This window comes from Enterobacter sp. 237C8 (assembly GCF_034106865.1).
GTDB classification, from domain to species: domain Bacteria; phylum Pseudomonadota; class Gammaproteobacteria; order Enterobacterales; family Enterobacteriaceae; genus Enterobacter; species Enterobacter asburiae_B.
Genome location: NZ_JAWNDF010000001.1, coordinates 578,151 through 595,722 on the forward strand (window position 1 = coordinate 578,151; position 17,572 = coordinate 595,722).

At 58.3% G+C, this 17,572-nt stretch carries 19 protein-coding genes; 9 read left to right on the forward strand and 10 right to left on the reverse strand.

Annotated elements, in window-relative coordinates; all coding sequences use genetic code 11:
* Positions 1-7: 7 nt before the first annotated feature.
* The 6 genes from potH to USF70_RS02845 all read left to right on the forward strand — a co-directional run bounded on the left by potH (position 8) and on the right by USF70_RS02845 (position 5,743).
* Positions 8-961: a putrescine ABC transporter permease PotH gene (gene potH, locus USF70_RS02820; RefSeq protein WP_033145043.1), complete on the forward strand. Its 954-nt coding sequence runs from the start codon at positions 8-10 to the stop codon at positions 959-961.
* Positions 958-1,803: a putrescine ABC transporter permease PotI gene (potI, locus tag USF70_RS02825; RefSeq protein WP_029739447.1), complete on the forward strand. Its 846-nt coding sequence runs from the start codon at positions 958-960 to the stop codon at positions 1,801-1,803. Before potH ends, potI begins: the two co-directional genes overlap by 4 nt.
* A gap of 65 nt (positions 1,804-1,868) precedes the next feature.
* A complete protein-coding gene (locus USF70_RS02830; protein WP_167818285.1) occupies positions 1,869-2,342 on the forward strand; it encodes a YbjO family protein in 474 nt (157 codons plus the stop codon).
* A 40-nt stretch (positions 2,343-2,382) separates the two neighbouring features.
* Entirely contained in the window at positions 2,383-3,510 is a 1,128-nt protein-coding gene (gene rlmC, locus USF70_RS02835) for a 23S rRNA (uracil(747)-C(5))-methyltransferase RlmC (RefSeq protein ID WP_320735250.1), read from the forward strand.
* 72 nt (positions 3,511-3,582) lie between these two features.
* Complete coding sequence (locus USF70_RS02840) at positions 3,583-4,290, forward strand: response regulator transcription factor (RefSeq protein WP_033145045.1); 708 nt, start codon at positions 3,583-3,585, stop codon at positions 4,288-4,290.
* Positions 4,274-5,743, forward strand: coding sequence for an ATP-binding protein (locus tag USF70_RS02845; protein ID WP_039261494.1), 1,470 nt, complete (start codon positions 4,274-4,276; stop codon positions 5,741-5,743). The genes USF70_RS02840 and USF70_RS02845 overlap by 17 nt, the downstream gene beginning before the upstream one ends.
* An 80-nt stretch (positions 5,744-5,823) precedes the next feature.
* Here the strand turns inward: USF70_RS02845 and artJ are convergent, their stop codons facing one another.
* From artJ to USF70_RS02875, 6 genes are all read right to left on the reverse strand, one after another.
* Positions 5,824-6,555 carry an arginine ABC transporter substrate-binding protein ArtJ gene (gene artJ / locus USF70_RS02850; protein WP_021240923.1) on the reverse strand — a complete coding sequence of 244 codons (732 nt, stop codon included), beginning with the start codon at positions 6,553-6,555 and terminating at the stop codon, positions 5,824-5,826.
* 195 nt (positions 6,556-6,750) lie between these two features.
* Positions 6,751-7,419 carry an arginine ABC transporter permease ArtM gene (gene artM / locus USF70_RS02855; RefSeq protein WP_033145048.1) on the reverse strand — a complete coding sequence of 223 codons (669 nt, stop codon included), beginning with the start codon at positions 7,417-7,419 and terminating at the stop codon, positions 6,751-6,753.
* On the reverse strand, positions 7,419-8,135 hold the full coding sequence (gene artQ, locus USF70_RS02860) for an arginine ABC transporter permease ArtQ (protein ID WP_023310941.1): 717 nt from the start codon (positions 8,133-8,135) through the stop codon (positions 7,419-7,421). Before artQ ends, artM begins: the two co-directional genes overlap by 1 nt.
* A gap of 6 nt (positions 8,136-8,141) precedes the next feature.
* Positions 8,142-8,873 (reverse strand): arginine ABC transporter substrate-binding protein ArtI, encoded by a 732-nt coding sequence (artI, locus tag USF70_RS02865; protein WP_033145049.1) that lies wholly within the window; start codon positions 8,871-8,873, stop codon positions 8,142-8,144.
* 19 nt (positions 8,874-8,892) lie between these two features.
* Positions 8,893-9,621 carry an arginine ABC transporter ATP-binding protein ArtP gene (artP, locus tag USF70_RS02870; RefSeq protein ID WP_148242699.1) on the reverse strand — a complete coding sequence of 243 codons (729 nt, stop codon included), beginning with the start codon at positions 9,619-9,621 and terminating at the stop codon, positions 8,893-8,895.
* A gap of 226 nt (positions 9,622-9,847) precedes the next feature.
* Positions 9,848-10,366 (reverse strand): lipoprotein, encoded by a 519-nt coding sequence (locus tag USF70_RS02875; RefSeq protein ID WP_023310943.1) that lies wholly within the window; start codon positions 10,364-10,366, stop codon positions 9,848-9,850.
* A 97-nt stretch (positions 10,367-10,463) separates the two neighbouring features.
* Between USF70_RS02875 and USF70_RS02880 the strand changes: the two genes are divergently transcribed.
* Both USF70_RS02880 and USF70_RS02885 read left to right on the forward strand, forming a co-directional pair.
* A complete protein-coding gene (locus USF70_RS02880; RefSeq protein WP_023310944.1) occupies positions 10,464-10,787 on the forward strand; it encodes a heavy metal-binding domain-containing protein in 324 nt (107 codons plus the stop codon).
* Positions 10,784-11,614, forward strand: a complete 831-nt coding sequence (locus USF70_RS02885; protein WP_224978675.1) for an N-acetylmuramoyl-L-alanine amidase — start codon at positions 10,784-10,786, stop codon at positions 11,612-11,614. Before USF70_RS02880 ends, USF70_RS02885 begins: the two co-directional genes overlap by 4 nt.
* A gap of 31 nt (positions 11,615-11,645) precedes the next feature.
* On the opposite strand, the gene USF70_RS02890 is transcribed toward USF70_RS02885, so the two are convergent.
* From USF70_RS02890 to poxB, 4 genes are all read right to left on the reverse strand, one after another.
* Positions 11,646-12,659 carry an NAD-dependent epimerase/dehydratase family protein gene (locus tag USF70_RS02890; protein ID WP_045354430.1) on the reverse strand — a complete coding sequence of 338 codons (1,014 nt, stop codon included), beginning with the start codon at positions 12,657-12,659 and terminating at the stop codon, positions 11,646-11,648.
* Positions 12,660-12,751: 92 nt separating this feature from the next.
* Complete coding sequence (locus USF70_RS02895; protein ID WP_320735251.1) at positions 12,752-14,188, reverse strand: SDR family oxidoreductase; 1,437 nt, start codon at positions 14,186-14,188, stop codon at positions 12,752-12,754.
* 10 nt (positions 14,189-14,198) lie between these two features.
* Positions 14,199-15,200, reverse strand: coding sequence for a low-specificity L-threonine aldolase (gene ltaE / locus USF70_RS02900; RefSeq protein ID WP_033145067.1), 1,002 nt, complete (start codon positions 15,198-15,200; stop codon positions 14,199-14,201).
* 38 nt (positions 15,201-15,238) lie between these two features.
* Positions 15,239-16,957 (reverse strand): ubiquinone-dependent pyruvate dehydrogenase, encoded by a 1,719-nt coding sequence (poxB, locus tag USF70_RS02905; protein ID WP_320735252.1) that lies wholly within the window; start codon positions 16,955-16,957, stop codon positions 15,239-15,241.
* A 151-nt stretch (positions 16,958-17,108) separates the two neighbouring features.
* Between poxB and USF70_RS02910 the strand changes: the two genes are divergently transcribed.
* Positions 17,109-17,543 (forward strand): DoxX family protein, encoded by a 435-nt coding sequence (locus tag USF70_RS02910; RefSeq protein ID WP_320735253.1) that lies wholly within the window; start codon positions 17,109-17,111, stop codon positions 17,541-17,543.
* Positions 17,544-17,572 lie beyond the last annotated feature (29 nt).

Sequence of the window (17,572 nt, forward strand, 5' to 3'; positions counted from 1 at the left end):
GCGGCAAATGAGTGCACTTGAACCTCCAGCTCGCGCAGAAAAGCCGGGCGGCTTTGCCCAGTGGCTAACGCGCTTGCAGATGAACCACGGCCGCAAGCTGGTGATTGCCATGCCGTACGTGTGGCTGATCCTGCTGTTCCTGCTGCCGTTCCTGATTGTTTTCAAGATAAGCCTGGCGGAAATGGCGCGGGCGATCCCGCCCTATACCAACCTGCTGGACTGGGCCGACGGGCAGCTGACGCTGACGCTTAACCTCGGCAACTTCCTGCAGCTCACCGACGATCCGCTCTATTTCGAAGCCTATCTGCAGTCGCTGCAGGTGGCGGCGATTTCGACGCTCTGCTGTCTGGTGATGGGCTACCCGCTGGCGTGGGCGGTGGCGCACAGCAAGCCGTCGACGCGCAATATCCTGCTGCTGCTGGTGATCCTGCCGTCGTGGACCTCGTTCCTGATCCGCGTTTACGCCTGGATGGGGATCCTGAAAAACAACGGCGTGCTGAATAACTTCCTGATGTGGCTCGGGGTTATCGATCAGCCGCTGACGATCCTGCACACCAACCTCGCGGTCTATATTGGCATCGTGTACGCCTATCTTCCGTTTATGGTTCTGCCGATCTACACGGCCCTGACGCGTATTGATTACTCGCTCGTGGAAGCGTCGCTCGATCTTGGCGCCCGTCCGTTAAAAACCTTCTTCAGCGTGATTGTCCCGCTGACCAAAGGCGGCATTATCGCCGGGTCAATGCTGGTCTTTATCCCGGCGGTAGGGGAGTTTGTGATCCCGGAACTGCTCGGCGGCCCGGACAGCATCATGATTGGCCGCGTGCTGTGGCAGGAGTTCTTCAATAACCGCGACTGGCCGGTGGCCTCGGCGGTGGCGATCGTGATGCTCCTGCTGCTGATCGTGCCGATTATGTGGTTCCACAAGCATCAGCAGAAACAGATGGGAGATCACGGATGAACAACTTACCGGTAGTGCGCTCCCCGTGGCGAATTGCGATCCTCGTTATCGGCTTTACCTTCCTGTATGCGCCGATGCTGATGCTGGTGATCTACTCGTTCAACAGCTCTAAGCTGGTAACGGTCTGGGCGGGCTGGTCGACGCGCTGGTACAGCGAGCTGTTCCACGACGATGCGATGATGAGCGCGGTGGGGCTGAGTCTGACCATTGCTGCCCTTGCGGCGACAATGGCGTCGGTGCTGGGCACGATCGCCGCGCTGGTGATGGTGCGATTCGGGCGTTTTCGTGGCTCAAACGGGTTCGCCTTTATGATCACCGCGCCGCTGGTCATGCCGGACGTGATCACCGGTCTCGCGCTGCTGTTGCTGTTCGTGGCCCTGGCGCACGCCATCGGCTGGCCGGCGGATCGCGGCATGCTCACCATCTGGCTGGCGCACGTCACCTTCTGTACGGCCTACGTGGCGGTTGTAATCTCCTCCCGCATGCGCGAGCTGGATCGCTCCATTGAAGAGGCGGCGATGGATCTTGGTGCGACGCCGCTGAAGGTCTTTTTCATCATTACCCTGCCGATGATTATGCCGGCGGTGATCTCCGGCTGGCTGCTGGCGTTTACGCTGTCGCTGGACGATCTGGTTATCGCCAGCTTTGTCTCCGGACCGGGCGCGACGACGCTGCCGATGCTGGTCTTCTCCAGCGTGCGTATGGGGGTCAACCCGGAGATTAACGCTCTGGCTTCCATCATCCTCGGCGTGGTCGGAATTGTCGGATTTATCGCCTGGTATTTGATGGCGCGCGCGGAAAAACAGCGCGTGCGCGATATCCAGCGTGCAAGACGCGGCTGAAGGATTTAAAATTTCCAGTGATGTGCCGCGCATGACGCGGCACTGTTTTTCAGGGAAGTAAGACATTGGGATTATTAAAAAAATCACGTACTACGCACGCGCGTCCTAACGTACCTGCTCTGGTTCAGGTGGCGGCGCTCGCCATTATTATGATCCGCTGCCTGGACGTGCTGATGATTCTGAACACCCTGGGCGTGCGCGGCATAGCTGAATTCATTCACCGCAGCGTGCAGACTTGGAATCTGACGCTGGTCTTTTTGAGCAGCCTGGTGCTGGTGTTTATCGAGATCTACTGCGCGTTTTCGCTGGTCAAAGGGCGCAACTGGGCGCGCTGGGTCTATCTGCTGACGCAAATTACCGCCGCCAGCTATCTGTGGGCCGCCTCGCTGGGATACGGTTACCCGGAGCTGTTCAGCATTGCCGGGGAATCCAAACGCGAGATCCTGCGCGCGCTGTTTATGCAAAAATTGCCGGATATGCTGGTGCTCTGTCTACTCTTCGTTCCGGCCTCAAGCCGGCGGTTCTTCCGCCTGCAATAATGTGTATAATCGCAGCCCTCGTGATTCTTAAGGTTTTCATATGCAGTGCGCACTCTATGACGCCGGACGCTGCCGCTCCTGTCAGTGGATAGAACAGCCGGTCTCTCAACAACTCACCGCCAAAATGGCCGACCTGCAACAGCTGCTGGCAGCACACGCGGTGGGCGAGTGGTGCGCACCCGTCAGTGGCCCGGAGCAGGGCTTTCGTAATAAAGCCAAAATGGTGGTCAGCGGCAGCGTTGAAAAACCGCTGCTGGGAATGCTGCACCGCGACGGCACGCCGGAAGACCTGACCGGCTGCCCGCTGTATCCCGCCTCGTTTGAACCCGTCTTTGCCGCGCTGAAACCGTTTATCGCGCGTGCAGGGTTAACGCCTTACAACGTCGCCCGCAGGCGCGGCGAGCTGAAGTACCTTCTGCTGACGGAAAGCCAACTCGACGGCGGCATGATGCTGCGCTTCGTGCTGCGCTCGGAAGCCAAGCTGGAGCAGCTGCGCGCGGCGCTGCCGTGGCTGCAGGAACAGCTGCCGCAGCTGAAGGTCATTACGGCAAACGTTCAGCCGGTGCATATGGCGATCATGGAAGGGGAGAAAGAGATTTTCTTCACCGACCAGCACGCGCTGGCCGAAAGCTTCAACGGCGTGCCGCTGTGGATCCGCCCGCAAAGCTTCTTCCAGACCAACCCGACCGTGGCAAGCAGCCTGTACGCCACCGCCCGCGACTGGGTTCGTGCGTTAAACGTCCATCATATGTGGGATCTCTTCTGCGGCGTGGGCGGCTTTGGTCTGCACTGCGCCACGCCAGAGATGCAGCTCACCGGCATTGAGATCTCTGCCGAAGCGATTGCCTGCGCGAAGCAGTCCGCCGCCGGGCTGGGGTTAACGAATCTGCACTTCCAGGCGCTGGACTCCACGCAGTTTGCGACCGGCCAGGGCAACGTGCCGGAGCTGGTGCTGGTCAACCCGCCGCGCCGCGGCATCGGCAAGGCGCTGTGCGACTACCTGAGCCATATGGCACCCGAGTACATCGTCTATTCCAGCTGTAACGCCCAGACCATGGCGAAAGACATCGCCAGCCTGCCGGGCTACCGCATTGAACGCGTTCAGCTTTTCGATATGTTCCCGCATACCGCGCATTATGAAGTGCTGACGTTGCTCGTGAAATCTTAAACAAAATGTGAACTCTTCCCCCGCTCGAAATCAGGTAAGCTTACGTCATAAGAGATGAATAAAGGCTTACCCATGAAGCAGATCCTGCTGGTGGAAGACGACCACGATATCGCGGCGCTTCTGCGACTCAATTTAGAAGACGAAGGCTACGCCATTACCCACGAGCCCGACGGGGGCAAGGCCTTACTGCGTCTTGAAAAACAGCCGTGGGATGCGGTGATCCTTGACCTGATGCTGCCCAGCGTTGACGGTCTGGAGATTTGCCGCCGCATCCGTCAGATGACGCGCTACCTGCCGGTGATCATCATCAGCGCCCGCAGCAGCGAGACCGACCGCATTACCGGGCTGGAAACCGGCGCCGATGATTATCTGGCGAAGCCGTTCTCGGTGCAGGAACTCATTGCGCGCATCAAAGCGCTTTTCCGCCGCCAGCAGGCGATGGGGCAGGCGCAAACCGACGGTCAAATTCAGGCCCACGGTCTGACCATCGATCCGCTGGCGCGCAGCGTGCTGCTTCACGGCCAGGTGGTGGATCTCACCCCGCGCGAATTCGAGCTGCTGTACTTCTTTGCCCGTCATCCTGGCGAGGTCTTTTCGCGTCTGGCGCTGCTGGAGCAGGTCTGGGGCTATCAGCACGAAGGCTATGAGCACACCGTTAACACCCATATCAACCGCCTGCGCATCAAGATTGAGAAGGACGCCGCCGAGCCGGAGATTATTCGCACCGTCTGGGGCAAGGGCTATAAATTTGCGGAGCCAAATCATGATGCGCCGCTTTAGCCTGGGCCAGCGCCTGACGCTGCTGTTTATCCTGCTGATGATGCTCTGCGCCACCGTCGCCTGTGCGGTACAGCTCTACACCAGTACGCAGTACGGCAACGCGATGGTGCAGCGGCTGTCGGGCGGGCTGGCACAGCAGATAGTCCTGCGTGAACCGATTCTGGACGCGCAGGGCAGGGTCGACCGAACGGCGCTCAAGCCGCTGTTCGATCGGCTGATGACCTTTAATCCGAGCGTTGAGCTGTACGTTGTCTCCCCGGACGGCGATATCCTGGCCGATGCCGCACCGCCGGGCCACATTCAGCGGCAAAAAATCGATCTGGCCCCGGTTCAGACCTTCCTGAGCGGTACCGCCATACCGGTCCTGGGCGACGATCCTCGCAGTCAAAATAAAAAGGTCTTTAGCGCCACGCCGCTGCGGCAGGACGGCGAGCTAAAAGGCTATCTGTACATTATTTTGCAGGGCGAGGAGTCAAACGCCCTGGCGGAAATGGCCTGGCATAAGGCGCTGTGGAGCACGGTGCTGTGGTCATTGCTGTGGGTCGCGCTGTTTGGCCTGCTGGCAGGTTTACTGGTCTGGTACTGGGTCACGCGCCCGGTAAAACAGCTGACGGTGGAGGTCGCCGGGCTGGAGCAGGACAGCATCAGCGCTATCAGACAGCTGGCGGCGCAGCCGTTGGACGCGGCGGCCAGAGATGAAGTGGCGATCCTGCGCAACAGCTTTATCGAGCTGGCACGCAAAATCACCCGCCAGTGGGACCAGCTGGCCGACAGCGATCGCCAGCGCCGGGAGTTTATCGCCAACATTTCGCACGATCTCCGTACGCCGCTGACCTCGCTGCTGGGCTATCTGGAAACCCTGTCGCTAAAATCCGCCACGCTGACGCCGCAGGAGCACCAGCAGTATCTCGCCACCGCGCTGCGTCAGGGGCAAAAAGTCCGTCATCTATCGCAGCAGCTGTTCGAGCTGGCGCGCCTTGAGCACGGCGGCATTAAGCCGCAGCGCGAGCGTTTCGCGATGGGGGAGCTGATTTCCGACGTGGCGCAGAAGTTTGAGCTCACCGCCCGCACGCGCGAAGTGAATCTGCATATTGACGTGCCGGGACCGCTGCCGCTGATTAACGCCGACGTGTCGATGATCGAACGCGTGGTGACCAACCTGCTCGATAACGCGATGCGCCATACGCCATCTGGCGGGGAAATTCGTCTGGCGGTCTGGCAGGAGAATGAACGGCTTCAGGTCGAAGTGGCTGACAGCGGAACGGGCGTAGATGCCTCGCTGCGCGACGATCTGTTCCAGCGGCCATCGGCGTTGAACACCCAGGCATCGCGGGAGAATCGCGGCGGGCTGGGGCTGTTAATCGTGAAACGTATGCTGGAGCTGCACGGCGGTGGGATCAGGCTGATGGAGTCGGTGAGCGGGGCGCGGTTCAGGTTCTTTGTGCCACTGTGAGAGAGTGCCGGGTGGCGGCTTCGCCTTACCCGGCCTACAGACTACCACCCCCGTAGGCCGGGCCACCCGGCAAAAAAATCTTACTGCGGGAACCACTGCTCGCTGATTTTCTGGTACGTACCGTCCGCTTTAATCGCTTTCAGCGCGCCGTTCAGTTTTTCCAGCAGAGCCTTGTTATCCGGACGTACCGCGATGCCCAGACCCGTGCCGAAGTACTGCGGATCGGTCACTTTCTCGGTTGCGGTGCCCAGCTGCGGATTGGTTTTCAGCCATTCGTTCACCACGGCGGTATCGCCGAACACGCCGTCGATACGGCCATTTTTCAGGTCGATAATCGCGTTCTGGTAGCTGTCATAGGCCACGGTTTTCACTTCAGGATGTTTGTCCTGGAGGTATTTCTGGTGCGTGGTGCCGTTTTCCATCCCGATGCGTTTGCCTTTCAACTGATCGAAAGAGGTATAGGCGCCTTTCTTCGCAATCACGACCGCCGAGTTGGCGTAGTACGGGTCGGTAAACGCAACCTGCTTGCTGCGCTCAGGCGTGATGTCCATCCCGGAGATCACCGCGTCGTATTTTTTGAATTTCAGCGACGGGATCAGGCTGTCGAAGGCATGGTTGGTAAAGGTGCAGTCGGCCTGCATTTGTTTGCACAGCGCTTTCGCCAGGTCAATGTCGAAGCCCACGATCTGGTTGCTGGCATCCAGCGATTCGAACGGCGGATAGGTGGCGGACACGCCAAAATTGATTTTATCAGCTGCGGATGCGCCAGCGGCGAAGGTGGCGAGTAATGCGGCCAGAACTAACTTTTTCATTGTAATACTCCCGTCTGTCTTATTTATGCGCCGTGTCTGCGGCATGGATGTACAATGCCATTTAATGAATTTATATGCAATAAAAATGATTAAGTATTATTTTTATGGCAAAAAAAAGCGGATAACCAGAAAGTTACCCGCATTGATTAATCACATTTATGCACTTCTTGCCGGGCGGCGCTGCGCTTACCCGGCCTACGATCTGCGCTCAAACGCCAGCGCTTTACGCTCGATCAGGCGCATCATCAGCGTCAACAGGCCGTTAACCACCAGATAGACCACGCCTGCCGCACCGAACACCATCACGTCATAGGTGCGCCCATAGAGCAGCTGTCCGTGACCCATCACCTCCATCAGGGTGATGGTGTAGGCCAGAGAGGTACTTTTGAACACCAGCACCACTTCGTTGGAGTAAGAGGAGAGCGCGCGCTTAAAGGCGTACGGCAGCAGGATCGCCAGCGTGTCTTTCTTGCTCATGCCCAGCGCTCCGCAGGACTGCCATTGTCCTTCCGGAATGGCGCGGATCGCGCCGTAGAACAGCTGGGTGGTATAGGCCGCACTGTTCAGCGAAAGGGCAATCAGGGCACACAGCCACGGTTCAGAAAGCAGATGCCAGATAACCGGATACTCCTGCAGCGACGGGAACTGGCCCGGGCCGTAGTAAATCAGGAAGATCTGCACCAGCAGCGGCGTACCGGTAAACAGGGTGATGTAGCCGCGCACAATCCACACCAGCACCGGCGTTTTCAGCGTCAGGATGATGGTGAAGATAAGGGCCAGGATCAGCGCCACGATAATGGACGCCACGGTCAGCGTCAGGCTGGTGTGCAGCCCTTTCATCAGCTCGGGGAAATATTCAAGCATCAGCCTGGTCTCCGTTCAAAGCGCGTCGCACGCAGGTCAATACGCTTGAGGATGTACTGACTGAGCAACGTGATCACCAGGTAGATAGCCGCCGCCACAATGTACCAGGTAAAAGGCTCCTGGGTACGGGTGGCGATGCTTTTAGTTTGCAGCATCAAATCGTTAACGCTGATCAGGCTCACCAGCGCGGTATCTTTCAGCAGCACCAGCCACTGGTTGCCGAGGCCCGGCAGGGCATGGCGCCACATCTGCGGCATGACCAGACGGAAGAAGATCGCTGATTTCGACAGGCCTAACGCCTGACCCGACTCCCACTGACCCTGCGGCACGGCTTTCAGCGCACCGCGCAGGGTTTGCGACGCGTACGCGGAGTAGAGCAGGGAGAGGGCAATCACGCCGCACAGGAACGGGCTGACGTCGAAGTTTTCAATCTGCATCTGCACCGGGATCTGCGCAAAGCCAAGATTGATCGTAAAACCGTCCGACAGCGTCAGCAGCAGCTGTGAGGAGCCGAAATAGATAAACAGGACCACCAGAATTTCCGGAAGCCCACGCAGCACGGTGACCAGCGCGGAGCCTGTCCAGGCGACGGGGAACCATTTCGCGGATTCCCACACCGCAAAGAACATCGCCAGCACGAGGCCGATAATCAGTGCGCAAACGGCAAGGCCGACGGTCATCCCGGCGGCGCTTGCTAAAGGAAAAATTTCATTCATCAGGAATTACTTCTGGAACCATTTTTTGTAGATGGTTTCGTAGGTGCCGTCTTTCTTCACTTTTTCCAGCGCAGCGTTGAATTTCTGCTGCAGCTCAGTGTTGCCCTGACGAACGGCAATCCCCAGACCGGTACCGAAGTAATCCTTATCGGTCACTTTGTCGCCCACTGGCGCCAGTTTATCGTTGGCTTTCAGCCACTCGGTTACGACCGCGGTATCACCAAATACGCCGTCGATACGGCCATTTTGCAGATCCAGCTTCGCGTTCTGGTAGCTGTCATACGGAACGGTAGTGATTTCCGGATGTTTATCCATGATGAATTTCTGGTGCGTGGTGCCGTTCTGCACGCCAACTTTTTTGCCTTTCAGCTGATCGACAGAGGTGAATTTCCCTTTCTGACCAATGAACAGGGCGGAGTTGTCGTAGTAAGGCGTAGAGAACAGAACCTGCTTTTCACGCTCCGGGGTGATGTCCATACCGGCCATCACGGCGTCGATACGGCGGAACTTCAGGCTTGGGATCAGGCTGTCGAACGCCTGGTTGCTGAAGGTACAGGTCGCGTCGATCTCTTTACACAGGGCGTTAGCCAGGTCCACGTCGAAGCCAACAATTTTGTTGTTCGCATCAATGGACTCAAACGGAGGGTAAGAGGCTTCCGTGGCGAAACGAATGGTCTGAGCTGCGGTAGCGGAAAGGGTAACGCCAGCAAGCAGCACGGCAAGTAATACTTTTTTCATTATATTTCCCCTGACACAATCAATGAGATAAATAGTTTTTGAAGGCATCGGTTTGCGGGTTCGCGAAGCAGCTCGCATCACCTTGCTCAACGATATACCCGTTTTCCATGTAGACCACACGGCTGGCGGTTTTACGCGCCACTTCCACTTCGTGGGTGACGATAACCTGCGTAATATTGGTTTCCGCCAGCTCGCGAATGATGCTGACGATCTGGGCGGTAATTTCCGGGTCCAGCGCCGCGGTTGGCTCATCAAACAGCAATACCGCAGGCTCCATCATCAGCGCGCGGGCAATGGCTACGCGCTGCTGCTGGCCACCGGAAAGGTGCAGCGGATAGCGGTCGCTGTAAGGCTTAAGGCGCAGACGATCCAGCAGCTTTTCAGCGCGCGCGATCGCCTGCTCCTTGCTTAACCCCAGCACGCGGCACGGCGCTTCAATCAGGTTTTGCAGGACGGTCAGATGCGGCCAGAGATTGTATTGCTGGAAGACCATGCCGACGTTTTGACGCAGTTCGCGAATCGCTTTATCAGACGGCGTTTTCGCGAAGTCAAAATGGTTACCGGCAATTGCCAGCGTACCTGAACGGGGCATTTCAAGCAGATTAAGGACGCGCAGAAGGGAGCTTTTGCCTGCACCGCTTGGGCCAAGCAAAACCAGCGTTTCGCCTTCCGGGCAGTTCAGCGTGATGTCAAACAGCGCCTGGTGTGCGCCGTAGAAGCAGTTAATGCCGTTTAGTTTAATACTCATCGGGGCAGTCTTTACTCATCCAGGCAATCTATAGCAATTGAGGCCGCAGATAGTACCGTTGACAGAATAGTTATGCAATATTTATGCGTTAAAAGTTAAATATAACCCGTGTTTCCTCTTAAACATAGCACAAAATAGCGAACGGTAAGGTCGGCGAGAATAAATGTCGGCATTCCGCATGAAATGCCGCACATTTTACGGGGGTTACCGGGTTGTATCGGCGGGTTTAGCGATTTTCAATCGACTGGCGAAGCGTGCCTGCCGGGGCATGAACGCTGCCGCCAACGTAGCGCACGTCGTCTACCGCCCAGCACTGTCCTTCACGGATCATCAGTACTTCATCCTGCCAGGTTTGGGTTCCCTGCGTCAGCTTAACGCGCAGCGGAATATTACGCGCATCCGTGTTCGGGATGGTTGACGCGCTGGCTACTTCGGCGCTGTCCGGCAGCGTGGTGCGGCTGGAGAACGGATCGGATTTCAGCAGGGCGTTATGCTGCGGATCGCGGGTAGCGTCGTTAAGCAGTTTTGCCAGACCGTCGCTTAGGTACGGGCGCAGGCCGGTGAGATCGTTGCTGCGGTGCTGAATGCGATAATCATAGAACTGCTGCGCCACGGCGTCCGGGCCGCCCTCAATGCAGGGGCCGCTGCGGGTACCGATATCCTTAAAGGCTGGCGTGACCGTGGTGGTACAGGCGCTGAGCACCAGCGCGCAGGGCACCAAAAGTGTTAAAGCAGAATAGCGCATGTTGATTTCCTTATTTATTAACTATCCTTTCAATCATAGCGTAACGAACCGATAATGCTGTGCCTAAGGCATTGAACGCTAAAGAAGGAGAGAAACCATGCAGTTTTCAACAACGCCAACCCTGGAAGGGCAGACAATAACCGAGTATTGCGGTGTGGTTACCGGCGAAGCCATTCTCGGCGCCAATATCTTCCGCGACTTTTTTGCCGGTATCCGCGATATCGTTGGCGGCCGCTCGGGCGCATACGAAAAAGAGCTGCGCAAAGCGCGTGAAATCGCCTTTAAAGAGCTTGGCGAGCAGGCGGAAGCCCTCGGCGCTGATGCGGTTGTGGGGATTGATATCGACTACGAAACGGTCGGGAAAGATGCCAGCATGCTGATGGTGAGCGTAAGCGGTACGGCGGTGAAAACCCTCCGATGACGCGTTCGCTTGCAACGCTCCTGCTGGCGCTGCTGCTGGCAGGGTGTGCCACGGAAAAAGGGATTATCGACAAAGGCGCCTACGAGCTGGACACGCGTCATCAGGCGCAGGCGGCTTACCCGCGTATAAAGGTGCTGGTGATCCACTACACCGCAGATGACTTTGACAGCTCGCTGGCCACGCTGACGGATAAGAACGTCAGCTCCCACTATTTGATCCCGGCTAAACCCCCGGCACCGGACGGTAAGCCCCGCATCTGGCAGCTGGTGCCTGAAAGCGAACTGGCCTGGCATGCGGGCATCAGCTTCTGGCGCGGCACCAACCGGATTAACGATACGTCTGTCGGCATTGAGCTGGAGAACCGTGGCTGGCAAAAAACGTCGGGCGTTAAGCATTTTACACCGTTTGAGCCGGCGCAAATTGCGGCGCTGGTTCCGCTCGCCAAAGACATTATTACCCGCTACAACATCAGGCCTGAAAACGTGGTGGCCCATTCGGACATCGCCCCGCAGCGCAAAGACGATCCCGGCCCGCTGTTCCCGTGGCGTGAGCTGGCGCAGCAGGGGATTGGTGCATGGCCCGATGCCGGGCGCGTTGCGTTCTATATAAACGGGCGACCGCCTTATCAGCCGGTAGACACCGCAGCGCTGCTGGATTTACTCGCACGCTATGGTTATGAGGTGCCCGACAACAGCACGCCTGCCCAGCAGAAGCGCATCATCATGGTGTTCCAGATGCACTTCAGGCCGCAGCTGTGGAACGGCGTAGCTGATGTGGAAACGATGGCTATTGCAGAAGCGCTTTTAGAGAAATACGGGCAGGGGTAATCCTTCGGATATCCCTCTCCGTGAATTAAGGCTATCGGTGCAACTTCCCGTGATCCCGCAGCCACGCCGCCGTACGCGTAATCCCTTCATCCAGCGTCACGATCGGTTTGTACCCAAGCTCGTTCTCCGCACGCGAAATATCCAGCGTGAAATCAAAGTTAAGCTTCGATACGCCGTAATGCGTCAGCGCAGGCTCTTTGGCCGATTTACTGCCAAAACGCTCCATGCTGCGGGCAATCATATCCAGCATTGGGTAAGGGACTGAACGGATGCGGCAGTCGATCTGCAGCTCGTCAATTAAACGCTGCACAATGCTGCGCAGCGTGCAGGGTTCGCCGTTCGTGATGTTGTAGGCGCGACCGGAGATCAGCTTATCGCAGTCCGGCTGGCTTGCCAGCCACATGGCGTGAACGGCGTTTTCGTAATAGGTCATATCCACCAGCGCATCGCCGCCGCGCGGCAGCAGCACGCTGCCGTAGTGGTGCATCATCTGCGCGAGGCGCGGAATAAATACTTTGTCGTGCGGCCCGAACAGGCTCTGCGGACGTAAGACCGTAAAACGGGTGTGCGGGTTCGACTGTGCCAGCAGGTCAATCACCTCTTCGCTGGCCGCCTTGCTGCGGGCAAACTCGCAGGCAAAGCGAGCGGGACGGAAATCTTCCTGCACGTCACGATGGTGGTGATAGTCGAAATAGAGTGAAGGTGACGAGATATGAATAAAGTTACGCACGCCCCAGGCAACGGCCCATTCGCCCAGACGGCGGGTTGCCCGCACGTTGGCGAGATCGAAGGCTTCCTGGGTACCCCACGGGGAGGTGAAGCTGGAGCAGTGCCACAGCGTGTCGATACCGGCGAGCATCACTTTCGCCTGAGAGGAGACCAGCTCCGTCAGGTCAGCATGGACGAACTCCGCGCCCATTTTTTGCAGCAGTTTTCCCATCGCTTCGTTGCGACCGGTAGCCCTGACGCTGATGCCCTTGTTGCGCAGAAATTCGACCGCATTTCGGCCTAAGCCGCTGGTCGCCCCGGTAACCAGTACCTTCATATCAATCCACTGTGTTGAAAAGAATTTCGTGCGCATTCTTTCGTGAATTACGGCGCTATGCAATGGGAAAGGTGAAAGAAAGAGAGTTTTATTTAGATCTTTTCCGTCTTTTGTTCTGCCCGTTGCGCAATCCGCTTTGCCATCCCGCGGAAGATAAACAGGTGGGCGGGGATCATCAACAGCCAGTAGAACAGACCCGGCATTCCGTGGGGATGCCACCAGGCGAGGACGTCCAGTTCACGACAATCGCCTTTGTCTTTCAGGGTAAAGCAGAGCCGGCCCAGCCCCGGGGCTTTCATACCGAACAGCAGCGCCAGCTGTTTTTCCGGCTCGACGATGATGACCTTCCAGCTGTCGACCGCGTCGCCCACCTCAAGATACGGGCGTGCCGGGCGGCCTTTTGCCAGCCTGTGCCCCACCAGCAGATCCATTGCTCCGCGCGTTTGCCACAGGATATTACCGAAGAAATAACCGTCTTTGCCGCCAATCTGGTTCACCACCTCCCACAGCGCGGCCATGCTGGCGTGGGTTTTCACCGTGCAGCCCGCCTGTTTCGGGTAATAGCCGTACTCCGGCCGCCAGCGGGCAAACGCCTGAGCGTCGTAACCCCAGTCGCTGGAGTTCACCAGCTGCTCTTCCTCTTTCAGCGTATTGCGCACGGCATCATCAAAGCGGATCAGATCCTGGGGAATGAGTGCCCGCAGTTCGCGATCGTCCGCCAGTAAATCATGTTTGAGCCCCTGGATCAGCGCTTTGGCGATCGTCGGCGGCACCGAGGTGATCACATTCAAAAACCACACCGAAATCCAGCGGGTTGGAAAGGGGATGGGGATCAGCCAGCGGCGGCGGCCGCTGACGCGCATGAAATGTTCGAACTGCTCCTGATAGCTCAGCACTTCAGAGCCTGCCGCCTCCAGCACGCGGTGTTGCTCCGCCGGGTGATCCAGCAGGGCCACCAGATAATGCAGTAAATTCTCCAGCGCAATCGGCGTGGTGCGCGAGCGTACCCAGCGCGGCGGCGTGAGTACGGGCAGGTTGTAAACCATATCGCGCATCACTTCGAAGGCGGCGGAGCCTGCGCCGACGATGATCCCGGCGCGCAGTTCGGTGACGGGGATATTCGCCCCGCGCAGGGTGTCAGCCGTCAGCTGGCGGGCGCGCAGGTGATCGGACTGCTCGTGTTCGGGCGCTTGGAGCGAGCTTAAAAAAATGACCTGCTTCACCGGGGTTTGCAGCAGGGCGTCGCGAACGTTCATCGCCACCTGCCGCTCGTGGGCGATGAAATCCCCGCCTTCGCCCATGCTGTGCACCAGGTAGTAAAGCGTGTCGACCCCTTCCAGCAGGGCGGGAAGTTCCTTCGGCCAGTTGAGGTCAACGCTGTGGCAGGTGACGCCAGGCAAACTGAGCTTTTGCAGGCGTTCGGTGTTGCGTGCCGCTGCCAGCACCTGGTGTCCCTGCTGGCTTAACGCCGCGGTAAGATGCTGACCGATGTACCCGCTGGCGCCGAGCACCAGAATTCGTTGCGGCACGTGATGCTCCTTATCGCTGTAAAAACGCCTGCCAGTGTTTCACCACGTCCGCCAGCTGTTCGCGGCTCACGTCGAGATGCATGACCAGGCGCACGACGGGTGAGGCGTTGATCAGCACGCCACGTGATTTCATAAACTCACCCAGCGCGGCGGCGCGGTCATCGCCCACGCGTACGAACAGCATGTTGGTGTCGTGGCGCATCACGTCGGCGCCAATCTCGCGCAGCTGCGCCGCCATCCACGCGGCGTTGTCGTGATCGTCCTTCAGGCGCGCCACGTTATTTTTCAGGGCATACAGCCCGGCAGCCGCCAGAATACCCGCCTGACGCATGCCGCCGCCGGTCATTTTACGCCAGCGGTTGGCGCGCTTGATGTAGTCCGCGTCGCCCACAAGCAGAGAGCCCACCGGCGTGCCCAGCCCTTTTGAGAGGCAGATGGTGAACGAGTCGCAGTATTGCGCAATCTCTTTCAGCTCGCAGCCATACTCCACGACGGCGTTAAAGATGCGCGCGCCGTCCACGTGCAGGCCGAGCCGGCGCTCGCGGGTGAATTCCCACGCTGCTTTCAGGTATTCGCGCGGCAGCACTTTGCCGTTGTGGGTGTTTTCGAGGCTGAGCAGTCGGGTGCGGGCGAAGTGAATATCGTCAGCTTTGATTTTCGCCGCGACTTTATCGAGCGGCAGGGAGCCGTCCGGCGCGGCGTCAATCGGCTGCGGCTGAATGCTGCCGAGCACCGCCGCGCCGCCTGCTTCATAGAGATAGTTATGCGCGCCCTGGCCGACGATATACTCTTCCCCCCGCTCGCAGTGGCTGAGCAGCGCCACCAGGTTAGCCTGCGTGCCGGTTGGCAGAAACAGGGCCGCTTCCTTGCCGCTCAGCTCTGCCGCGTAACGCTGCAGTTCGTTGACCGTTGGGTCATCGCCGTAGACGTCATCCCCGACCGGGGCGGCCATCATCTCTTCGAGCATGGCGCGGCTCGGGCGGGTTACGGTATCACTGCGTAAATCGATCATGGCATGTCCTTATTATTAAAAAGGCGATGCCAGATGTTTTACCTGAGCCAGTTGGTTTTTGCCAGTTCGATCACCTCGTCGCCGCGCCCGCTGATGATGGCGCGCAGCATATACAGGCTAAAGCCTTTGGCCTGTTCAAGCTTGATCTGCGGCGGGATCGCCAGCTCTTCTTTGGCGACGACGACATCCACCAGCACCGGGCCGTCGATGGAAAATGCGCGCTGCAGGGCTTCATCCACCTCTGAGGCTTTCTCCACGCGAATACCGGTGATACCGCAGGCCTCGGCGATGCGTGCGAAGTTGGTGTCTTGCAGCTCGGTGCCGTCCGTGAGATAGCCTCCGGCCTTCATCTCCATCGCCACGAAGCCCAGCACGCTGTTGTTAAAGACCACGATTTTCAGCGGGAGCTTCATCTGCACCACCGACAGGAAATCCCCCATCAGCATGCTGAACCCGCCGTCGCCGCACATCGCCACCACCTGACGCTCCGGGGCCGTCGCTTTTGCGCCCAGCGCCTGCGGCATGGCGTTGGCCATCGAGCCGTGGTTGAACGAGCCGAGCAGGCGACGCTTGCCGTTCATCTTCAGATAGCGTGCCGCCCAGACGGTTGGCGTGCCCACGTCGCAGGTGAAGATGGCGTCGTCGTCCGCGAAATGACTGATCTGCTGCGCCAGATACTGCGGGTGAATCGCTTTGTCGCTCGGTTTGGCGAGGTCGTCCAGCCCCTTGCGGGCGTCGCGATAGTCGCTCAGGGCCTTATCAAGGAACTTGCGGTCCGTTTTTTCTTCAAGCAGCGGCAGCAGGGCGGCAAGCGTGGATTTGATGTCGCCCACCAGCGCCATATCGATCTTGCTGTGCGCGCCGATGCTGGCCGGGTTGATATCAATCTGAATGATTTTGGCATCCGTCGGGTAGAACGCGCGATACGGGAATTGGGTGCCGAGCAGGATCAGCGTGTCGGCGTTCATCATGGTGTGGAAGCCGCTGGAGAAACCGATCAGACCGGTCATCCCCACATCAAAGGGGTTGTCGTACTCGACGTGCTCTTTGCCGCGCAGGGCGTGGACAATAGGGGCCTTAAGCTTACCCGCAAATTCAAGCAGCTCCTTGTGCGCGCCCGCGCAGCCGCTGCCGCACATCAGGGCGATATTGCTGGAGTAACGCAGCAGCTGAGCCAGCTTTTTCAGCTCCTCTTCCGCAGGCCTCACCACCGGCTGTGGGGCGTGATACCAGTGGGTGCTGGCCCCTTCTGGCGCAGCCTTGAGGGCCACATCGCCCGGGATAACGACTACAGAAACGCCGCGGTTCAGCACGGCCTTGCGCATGGCGATCGCCAGCACCTGCGGGATCTGCTCCGGGGATGAAACCAGCTCGCAATAGTGGCTGCATTCACGGAACAGCTCCTGCGGATGCGTCTCCTGAAAATAGCCGCTGCCGATTTCGGAAGAGGGGATGTGGGCGGCAATCGCCAGCACCGGCACGTGATTGCGGTGACAGTCGAACAGCCCGTTGATCAGATGCAGGTTGCCGGGACCGCACGATCCGGCGCAGACGGCCAGTTCCCCCGTAAGCTGTGCTTCAGCGCCTGCGGCGAAGGCGGCAACCTCTTCATGGCGGGTGGGCATCCATTCGATAGTCTTCATCTTGTTGAGGCTGTCGCTAAGTCCGTTCAGGGAATCGCCGGTTACGCCCCAGATACGTTTCACGCCAGCCTGTTCGAGCGTTTTCGCTATATATGCAGCCACGGTTTGTTTCATGGTTGTCCGTCTCCTTTTTGTGATATCGCTTACAAGCTTAGAAGAAAGTCTCCGTATTGCCCGTCGCATCCCCCCAATTAAAAGGTGCTTTTCATGCGCAATTATTCGGCATAATCTGGTGTTACCTCGGTAAAAACAGGAATTATTTCAAATGGTTAAATCATTGTTAATCGCTGTTAATGAAAAGCTATCGTGCGACGATCTTGGCAAACTCTTGTTACGACTTGCCGTCGGCGGGCTGATGCTTTTTCACGGTTTGCACAAGCTTTTTGGCGGCGTGGGCTTTATTAGCGGCATGCTGGTGGAAAAAGGGCTGCCGGGATTTATCGCCTACGGCGTGTTGGTTGGCGAAGTGGTGGCACCGATCATGATTATTGTCGGGCTCTTTACGCGTCCTGCTGCGCTGGTGCTGGCCTTTACGATGATTGTTGCGTGGCTGATGGTGGGAATGGGGGAAACGCTCGCCCTCGATAAGGTAGGCGCATGGGCGATTGAAAGCCTGGTGTACTTCTTTATCGGCTCGCTGGCGGTCGCGTTTTTAGGGGCGGGGCGGTTTGCGCTGGGTAAAGCGCCCGCGTGGCGGTGAGGTTGTTGTAGGTCGGGTAAACGCAGCGT